The sequence below is a fragment of the Ferruginibacter sp. genome (assembly GCF_031430955.1).
GTDB lineage: Bacteria > Bacteroidota > Bacteroidia > Chitinophagales > Chitinophagaceae > Ferruginibacter.
This window is the reverse complement of sequence record NZ_JANPCM010000674.1, coordinates 1-1760: the sequence shown is the minus strand read 5'-3', so window position 1 is coordinate 1760 and position 1760 is coordinate 1. Positions and strand designations below refer to the sequence as shown.

Genomic DNA, 1760 nt, shown 5'->3' with positions numbered 1-1760 from the left:
GATGTGAGCGTTGCAAATGCAATACAATAAATAAGTTTTTTTATCATCGTAAATTATTTAATTCATTTATCGTTTCTTCATAACTGCAATATTCGGTTTCGGTGGCTGCGGCATATCATGTCCCATAAAAAAACTGGTGTGCGGCGGTTGATTGTACGCCACATTTTGCCACACAATACTCAATCGGTATTGCGGATCCTGCATCAACGTATAAAATTTTTTATCTGTTGATATTGTTGTTGTAAAAATGCGTAATTCTTTACTGTCTTTTGTTCGGCAAATTAATTCTTCCCGCCAATCACCAAACAGATCAGCCGATAAACAAGGGTTACTTTTTGTACCGTTATTACTCACACAATCAAAATTTCTGGCATCAAAAATGGTTTTGGTATTGCTGCTGTCGTACATCCATTTGCTTATATTAACACCATTTAAAATTTCACTCATCGCATCGCCATCCCAAAATATACCCATATTGCAGGCAGGTGTTTTTTCCGCAATTTTATTTCCTTTATTATCAAACATACCGGTAATACCTGCCCCGGCAACCCAGCATTCAAAACCGGGATAACGTGGATCAACATCTAATGCCAAACCCCTGCCCGGCCCTTCGCCATCGCCGCCAGCCTTTACCGAAGCTTTTTTCCAAATTACTTCCCCCGTTTTTGCATCTCTAAAATTTGCACCGGCATCATCAAAACGTTCCTGTATGCTAAACACTTCCAAACCCGGTCGTGAAGGGTCCAGATCTGAAACATGCAAAGCATCTGCATGTCCAATACCTGTACTGTACAATCCTTTGCCATTGTCATCAATTGTCATTTGGCCGTAAACAATTTCATCTTTACCATCGCCATCCACATCAGCAACAGATAAATTATGATTGCCCTGGCCTGCATAATTTTTATTGCCTTCCTCATTACTGTCGAACACCCAGCGTTTTTTTAATTTACCATCTTTTAAATCCCATGCTGCTAAAATTGTTCTGGTATAATAGCCACGGCACATCACCAAACTCGGATGCACACCGTCCAAATAAGCAACACAAGCTAAGAAGCGATCCATTCTATTTCCGTAACCATCGCCCCACATGTTTTTTAATTCATCTGCAGAAGGATTTAATTTTCCATGGCGTGGAGAAATATAATCTGTTGTATTTATTACTTCGCCTGTAAGCCCGTTAAATACAGATAAATATTCAGGGCCTGATAAAATATATCCTTTGTCATTTCTCCAGTCTTTTGTGGAATCGCCAATTATATTTCCTTTACTGTCCATTGATCCATCGCCTGTCTTCATTGCAATTTCTGCTTTACCATCGCCATCTAAATCGTACACCATAAACTGGGTGTAGTGAGCGCCCTCTCTTATATTTTTTCCTAAATTAATTTGCCATAAAAAAGTGCCATTCATTTTATATGCCTGAAATACCGGCGGATCAGTAATGCCCGCCTGCGAATTATCTTTTCCTCGTCCTGTTAAGTGAATAATAATTTCATATTCGCCATCGCCATCCAAATCTCCTGCCGATGCATCATTAGCTGCATAACCTTCCGGTGTTTTTAATGGAATAGATAAATATGTTTTTGCCAGCGCCGGAACAGTAAATTTTTCGGAGGCTGTTTGTTCTTTTGATTTTACTATTGGGGTTACATAATAAGTATAAGATTTGGTGCTGTCAATTTTTTCATCATTGTAATTAGTGAAAGCTGCAACAGGAGTTTTATTTATTTTAATTGCCTTTGCATTATTCATGGAAC

At 38.8% G+C, this 1760-nt stretch carries 1 protein-coding gene; it reads right to left on the bottom strand.

The features are described from left to right. Positions 1 to 66: 66 nt before the first annotated feature. Positions 67 to 1760: rhamnogalacturonan lyase (locus ACY65O_RS19235; protein WP_462222478.1), on the bottom strand; the 1694-nt coding region annotated here is incomplete at its 5' end.